Origin of the sequence: Streptomyces sp. NPDC002742 (assembly GCF_042888885.1) — a bacterium.
Classification (GTDB): Bacteria; Actinomycetota; Actinomycetes; order Streptomycetales; family Streptomycetaceae; genus Streptomyces.
Genome location: NZ_JBIAQF010000059.1, coordinates 1 through 6592, shown reverse-complemented (window position 1 = coordinate 6592; position 6592 = coordinate 1). Strand labels below are relative to the sequence as shown.

Sequence of the window (6592 nt, the reverse complement as noted above, 5' to 3'; positions counted from 1 at the left end):
GGTCGACTTCCGTCCTACGCGGAGCCTCGTTCGCTTACCCCGACTTCGCCGAACCGCTTGACACCACACGCAGCGGCCTAACTTCCCGGGCTTGGGCTTTAGACAGCCACCATGGGGCGAGCCTCGAAGATCATGGCCCCAGTTCGGGCTATTGCGGGCAGGCCAGGAGCCAGCCCGAATCGCGGCGAGCGTAAGGGGCCATGATCACTCGCCCCATGGCAGCTCCCGTCCAAAGCCGTTCCGCCGACCGCGTGGGCTCGTGCCCTATCCGTGCCCAACGTATCGGGCCCCACCATGATCGATAGAGCGACAAGCTTCTGAACAGCTAAAATGGGACAGTAAGCCCATCGAGCAGACCTGGCCGTGCCCCCCATTCAGGCCTTGATCTCGGTCACTCGGCTACGAAGGACGCTCCCATGACGTCGGAGACCCCCTCGGTCGCGCAATCTGGGCAGGACTCAGTGGTCATTGCCAGCTTCGATAACCGCCACCACGCCGAACACATGCTGGCATCGCTCGGGCGAGGCTTCCGCAGAAAGGCCCGCAAGGGCGGTACGACTGCTGTGGTAATCAGAGGAAACGCCGACGGCTCGCTGACGCTGACCCAGTCTCGCGTGCTGACGGCCAACGGTCTCGCGAACGCCCTGCTCCGCATCTCCCTCTCATGGATGGTCGGATTCATGGGCCTGTTCTCCACGCTGAAAGGAGCAAGGGTCGGGACCCACACCGCTGAAGTGCGTAAAGGGCACGTCGCATCCGACGAGCAACAAGCCCACAGGGTCCTCGCAGAAGCCGGCCCCCATGCCGCCATCACGCTGGTTCGCTGCAAGGACACAGACACGCGGCAGACGGTCGCAGCAGCAGCGGCCGAACGTGCGAAAGAAAGCTGGGATGGCTCGCTCACAGAACTTCTCGCCATCCTCGACCCCGGTAGTGCTCACGATTGGGTGCGCGCCGCTGTCGATGGGGCCTCCAGCGCACACCGCGACCAGTGACTGACAATGCTGGCCCCGGGCCGGACACCCGGTCCCGTCTCACGCTCATCTGCGGAGGCCATCCGACCCGGGTAGGGCGGCACTCCCAAGGCTCACATGGTGGCCAAGGTGACGGCGGAGTAGGTCCACCAACTCGACACCATGCCGACCAGCCTCGGCCCGGCCTAGGGCGCCCCGGCCGACCGCTCACCCGCAGCGCGTCGACCAGCAGGCATTCAGGCAACGGCCCGCCTCAGGGCTTGTGCCGCCGCGCGAATTCCGTTCGGTGTCCCCTTCAATTGCACAAGGCCGTTGCCCTGGTCGTCTGCGTGCGCCGTGGCCCATAGATCTTCCCGTCGCAGGCCCAGCGCCAGCACGGCCGCGTTCAACTCTTCCGCCGCATCACGCGCTTCCGCCCATGCCTGGACGTAGTCCGGCCCGCGAACCCAAATAGTTGATTCGTCCCCGTGTGACTCACCGGAAGCAGCCCCCGCATCCATGCGGATACACCCCCTCGCCCATCGAGCACATCCGACCCACAAATCCATTGCAGGAGCAAACTCTAACGCGATCGCGGCACGGCGCGCAGCCTGTTGACGGGCTCTAACTCTCCTTACGCGCAGGCGATTTGAGCACTTGAGTGCACCAAGCACGGGCACCTATCTCCAAGTCGCGCTCACGTCGGGCCACGCAGCACATGTTGCGCCCCGCTTCCCAAGCGGGAAGAGGGGCGCGGTACCAGATGCGACGCCTGGGGCGCCTCCCGACGACAAGTGGCCTTACCGCAGGTAGGACTTATACACGTACCCGAACGTCAACCTGGGCAGCCCACCCCGGCTTCGCTGCTTGAGCACGACTCCGACCCAGTTCGGCTTGTACGACGCGGCGAACGTCTCCCTGATGAACACGCGATCACCCCGGTACAGCAGGCCCTTGACGTAGCCGCTGTAACCAGGCTTGGCCCGTAACCGCAGACCGTTGATCGCGACGCTCGTGGTCGACCCCGCCGTGACGGACTGCCGGACAGAGCCGGCACCAGACAGCGACGCGGACGCCATCGAGGCACCCAGCCCAGCGAACCCGACCAGCGCCGCCACCACGGCAGCCAACAGCAGTGTCAGCCTCTTGCGCGAGATTTGGATCTTCCTCATGACGACCTCTCCACCCGCAGGACGACGAGGCGGAACCTCGGGGCCCGCACTCGTCCTGATGAGCATTGAGCATCTATGTTTGCAATAGAAAACGTCAAGGGGTTTGCAGGGATCGCGACGGTATAGCCCATCACAGCCAGGCGAAGGGGAGTTCGCAGGCGAGAACACGGCGTCGGGTGTGGACTTCGCTCGCCGAGCCGCGACAGATCACAGAGCAATCGACACGGGTTCGATGCCCGCAACAGCGGAAACAGTGGCCAGCCTGTGGGGCCCCGCCAACCTGCCCAAGGATGACGAACGGCGGGAACCCCACACGAGCGCGGCCCCGGCCCATACCCTGACAATGTCGAGCCGTTCAGAGAGGGGCAAGGCCGTGTCGTCTGAAGATGCCAGCCCGAACCCGTACGCCGATTCACTGGTGTTCGGCCAGCGCCTGCAAATCCTGCGCACCCGTAAGGGCATGACCCGCGACCAACTCGGTGGACTGGTCGGCAGGACCGCGTCATGGGTCAAGGGCATCGAGACGGGACGCCTGAAGACGCCGAAGCTGGAGACGATCCTCCTCATCGCCGAACTTCTCCGCGTGCGGGACCTGTCGGAACTGATCGGCGATCAGTCCGGCCACGTGGACCTGTTCGCCGGCCCCGGTCATCCGCGGCTCGCCGCGGTGAAGGCCGCCATTGACGCCTTCCCACTGACCACCCAGCGGGAGGCGCCGCCGGCCGCCCACCTTCAGGCGCGGCTCGTCAGGGCCTGGAGCGCCCGGCATTCCGCGCCCAACCACCGTGAGGTGATCGGCGAGTTGCTACCGGACCTGATCCGCGACGCGCAACTCTCCGTGCGGCAGGCCGATACATCCGCAGACCGCAGGGCAGCTCTGGCCGTGCTCTCCGAGGTCTACTCGTTGTGTCAGTTCTTCGTGGCGTACCAGCCGGACGCCGCCTTGTTGTGGCGCGTGTCGGAGCGAGGGCTCATCGCCGCGCAGGAATCCGAGGACGCCCACGCCATCGGAATGGCCGCGTGGCTGGCCGCTCAGGCCCATCGCGACGCAGGCTTGGCCCACTTCGAGGCCGCCGACGCAGTGAACCTTGAGACCTTGGCCTATCTGGAACCGATGCTTCCCGATGCATCCGACGAGGTACTCGCGATCACTGGGGCGCTCACCTTCGAAGCCGGTTACACCGCGGCAAGGAGGGCCGATACGGGCACGGCTTGGCGCTATTGGGACCAGGCGCGCAGCTTGGCGCAGCGGCTCCCTCAGGACTACTACCACCCGGTCACATCGTTCTCGCGCGCCATCATGGGCGCTCACGCGGTCACCGTCGCCGTGGAGCTGCGCCAGGGCGGCGAGTCCGTACGGCAAGCCGCGCGTGCCGACGCCGACACGATCCCCTCCAGGCCGCGCAGAGCCCGGCACCGCATCGAGGAAGCCCGCGGCTTCCATCTCGACGGGCAACCAGACGTCGCGCTCGCCACGTTGGAGAAGGCGCACGAGGCCGCCCCAGAGACGATCAAGTACAACGGGTACGCGAAGCGGATCATCCTTGAGGAAGCCGACTCCAAAGCTCCGGCTCGCCGCCGCCGTGCTTCGGAACTCGCGGTGAAGATCGGGCTGTTGGCCGCATGACGTAGGGGCACATTTTGTGCCCCTAGTTCCCTCTTTCTGCTCCTATAGTCGGAGACCACGAAGACCCCGGCGACCGCTCGCGACGGCCCCGGGGCGTGGCCAACGCTGACAAGGAGCGTCGACGCTATGCAAAGTACAGCCAGCCCGCCATCGGCCGAGAGGCCGACGGATGCCCGCCCGACATCGCGCTGATGCGTTCCAGCGTGCGCCGCTTCCTCGCCGAGGACTCCCTCCCACCGAGCGCACACGAGCTGGAAACGCTCACGCTGCGGCTGAGGGGGCACATGCATCTCCTCATTCCTGAGGTCGAGCAGATGATCGCCGGCCTTCCGAAGGACGACATACCGCGCTACTGCGCGCTTGCCTGCATCGGCGAAGCGCGACGAAAGCTGAACATCTCCGCCCAGCCCGGCATCAGTTCAGGCATCGCCCACGCCCGTCGCTTGGCACGCTCACTGAACGCGTTATGCGACCACTACGAGAAGTTCACTGGCGATCGCTCGTGACGTCCGCGCTGCACGTCTGCCGCTACTGCGACAGGTTGATCACTGACCCTGAGGACGCGGTCCCCGTAGCAATCGAGCTGGGCATGTCGGGGCCCGGCTGGACCGTATGGGCACACAGCGAACATGCCGTGTTCGTCGAGCCAGACCCACCCCGATGAACATCCTGGCCCGCATCCTGATCATGCGCGCCTTGCTGTCGGACGACTGATCCGGCCGCCCCGCCCTGGCGAGATGGGCCCCACGGCAACCGCAGGGTCAGGGTTGCGACCAACACCCGCCCGCTCTCTCCCCTGCATGACCCAGGGGAGAGAGCGGGCCCTTGCGTGCTGTAAGAACTCCCAACGAAATGAGTGGCGGGCACCGCTAGGCTCAGTGGTCATGAGTCAGAGCGGTTCGCAAGCGGCGGCATTCTTCCGAGACGTCCGCCAAAGCAGAGCGGTCTGGTTTGTCCGGGATGACGGAGGAATGCCGACCCACCTCTCCGCCGACGGCACGCGAAGTCTTCCCTTCTGGTCGACCTCGGCCCGCGCCCAGAGGGCAGCGAAGATCTGGGGGCATGGGCTACGTGTTGAATCCATGTCCTTGGACACCTGGCGCGATCGCGAACTGCCCGACTACGCCCGGGATGGACTCAAAATCGGCATCAACTGGAGCGGGCCGCGCCTGGTCGGCCGGGACTTCACTCCCCTGGAAGTTCTCAACCGACTGGCGGCGGCTGACTAAGGCTTGTCCCGTAACTGATCTTTGGCACGAGAGTGGTTGGCCGGGATTGGATTCTGGGTCCCGCCCCTTGGGAGGCACCGACCTCGGTTCGCCCCTGCGACCGCACGACACAGCAGCGGATGGCATGGCCCCTGTTATCGTGCGCCGATGTCAACGATCAAGCAGTTCCAAGTGACCTTCGACTGCGCGGAACCTGCGCGTCTCGCCGGCTTCTGGTGCGAGGTGCTGGGGTACGTCGTACCTCCGATCCCGTCTGGGTTCGCCACTTGGGAGGACTACCATCGGTCACTGCCGCCTGAGGATCAGGTGATCTACTTCGCGTGTAGTGATCCCTCGGGTGTGGGCCCGCGCCTGCTCTTCCAGCGCGTTCCCGAAGGGAAGGTCGTTAAGAACCGGCTGCACTTTGACGTGCGGGCCGGTATCGGGCTCGTGGGTGAGGAGCGCCTGGCCACGCTTGAAGCAGAATGCGCACGGCTGGTCGCGCTCGGCGCGGTACATGTGCGAACGATGCGTGCCGACGGCGAGAACGAGTCCTGCATTGTGATGCAGGACATTGAGGGCAACGAGTTCTGTCTCGACTGAGAATCCTCCGAGTCGGCGAGGTGGGGAGCCGTCTTCCTTGGACCTCGCTGGTCTCGTATGCCGCGGGAGTTATCCCGCGAGAGCGAGGTTGTGCAGTCGGGCGATGCCGAGCATGGCGTGGTGGACGCCGTCGCCCTTGAGGCGGCAGTCGCGGAGAATCTTCCAGGTCTTCATGCGGGCGAAGACGTGCTCGACGCGGGCACGGAGCTGTTTGTGCGAGCGGTTGTGCTCCTGCTTCCAGTCGGGCAACTCCTCGCCCGGGGTGCGGCGGTGGGGCATGAGGAGTCCGGTGCCCGGATAGCCGCCGTCGGCCATCGTGAGGGTCTTGCCTACGGCGGCCTTCGCGCCGGACTCCTCCCACGCCTTGCAGTCGTTGCGGTTGCCGGGCAGAGGCTCGCCAACCACGACGATTAGGCGGGTATCGGCGTCGATGACGACCTGGTGGTTGGTGGAGTAGCGGTAGTTTTTCGACTGCTCGGCGATGCTGTGATCGCGGGTGGGCACCAGGGTGCCGTCCACGATCAGCACGGTGTCCTTCGCGAACCGGCGCCTGGGCTGGAGCGCGAGGAGCCGGCCGAGCTGGTCGACGATCCGGTCGGCCGTCGACTTCGAGACGCCGAAGAGCGGTGCGAGTTGGCGCATCGTCAGGTTCGTGCGCCAGTACGCGGCGACCAGCAGGACCCGGTCCTCCAGCTGCAGTCCCCACGGCCGGCCCCGCCGCACCGGATCCGCACCCTCACGGCGCAGCGCGGTCACCAACTTCCCGAAACTGCGCGAGCTCAGCCCGGTGAACGGGGCTATCCAGGACGGCTCCGACGCCGTAATCACACCAGCCACATCAAGATCATCTCGCCCTTGACCAGCAGTTACGGGACAACCTTTAGACCCAATGCTGTTGCTTTTGCCGTGGGCGTAGGCTGTTTGGCAGTGGGTCCCGGGGGTGGTTCGGGTGGCTGCGAGTGTCTCTGACTTATCGGGTCTTGGCCTGTTGACCTGGGTGTATCCGCCGGGGTTGGTGGACCGGGTGGT

General features: G+C 65.6%; 7 protein-coding genes. 5 read left to right on the top strand and 2 right to left on the bottom strand.

Annotation, left to right across the window (positions count from 1 at the left end):
• Positions 1-416 precede the first annotated feature (416 nt).
• Positions 417-995: a hypothetical protein gene (locus ACFYW8_RS44305; protein WP_389093758.1), complete on the top strand. Its 579-nt coding sequence runs from the start codon at positions 417-419 to the stop codon at positions 993-995.
• 758 nt (positions 996-1753) lie between these two features.
• On the opposite strand, the gene ACFYW8_RS44300 is transcribed toward ACFYW8_RS44305, so the two are convergent.
• Positions 1754-2125 (bottom strand): hypothetical protein, encoded by a 372-nt coding sequence (locus ACFYW8_RS44300; protein WP_389093755.1) that lies wholly within the window; start codon positions 2123-2125, stop codon positions 1754-1756.
• Positions 2126-2498: 373 nt separating this feature from the next.
• Between ACFYW8_RS44300 and ACFYW8_RS44295 the strand changes: the two genes are divergently transcribed.
• From ACFYW8_RS44295 to ACFYW8_RS44280, 4 genes are all read left to right on the top strand, one after another.
• Complete coding sequence (locus ACFYW8_RS44295; protein WP_389093750.1) at positions 2499-3752, top strand: helix-turn-helix domain-containing protein; 1254 nt, start codon at positions 2499-2501, stop codon at positions 3750-3752.
• A gap of 95 nt (positions 3753-3847) precedes the next feature.
• The gene (locus tag ACFYW8_RS44290) at positions 3848-4258 is read left to right on the top strand and encodes a DUF6415 family natural product biosynthesis protein (RefSeq protein ID WP_389093745.1); all 411 of its coding nucleotides are present in this window, start codon (positions 3848-3850) and stop codon (positions 4256-4258) included.
• A 378-nt stretch (positions 4259-4636) separates the two neighbouring features.
• Positions 4637-4981, top strand: a complete 345-nt coding sequence (locus tag ACFYW8_RS44285) for a DUF2750 domain-containing protein (RefSeq protein ID WP_389093741.1) — start codon at positions 4637-4639, stop codon at positions 4979-4981.
• A 147-nt stretch (positions 4982-5128) separates the two neighbouring features.
• Complete coding sequence (locus tag ACFYW8_RS44280) at positions 5129-5563, top strand: VOC family protein (RefSeq protein WP_389093736.1); 435 nt, start codon at positions 5129-5131, stop codon at positions 5561-5563.
• A 69-nt stretch (positions 5564-5632) separates the two neighbouring features.
• On the opposite strand, the gene ACFYW8_RS44275 is transcribed toward ACFYW8_RS44280, so the two are convergent.
• Complete coding sequence (locus tag ACFYW8_RS44275) at positions 5633-6400, bottom strand: transposase (protein ID WP_389093731.1); 768 nt, start codon at positions 6398-6400, stop codon at positions 5633-5635.
• Positions 6401-6592 lie beyond the last annotated feature (192 nt).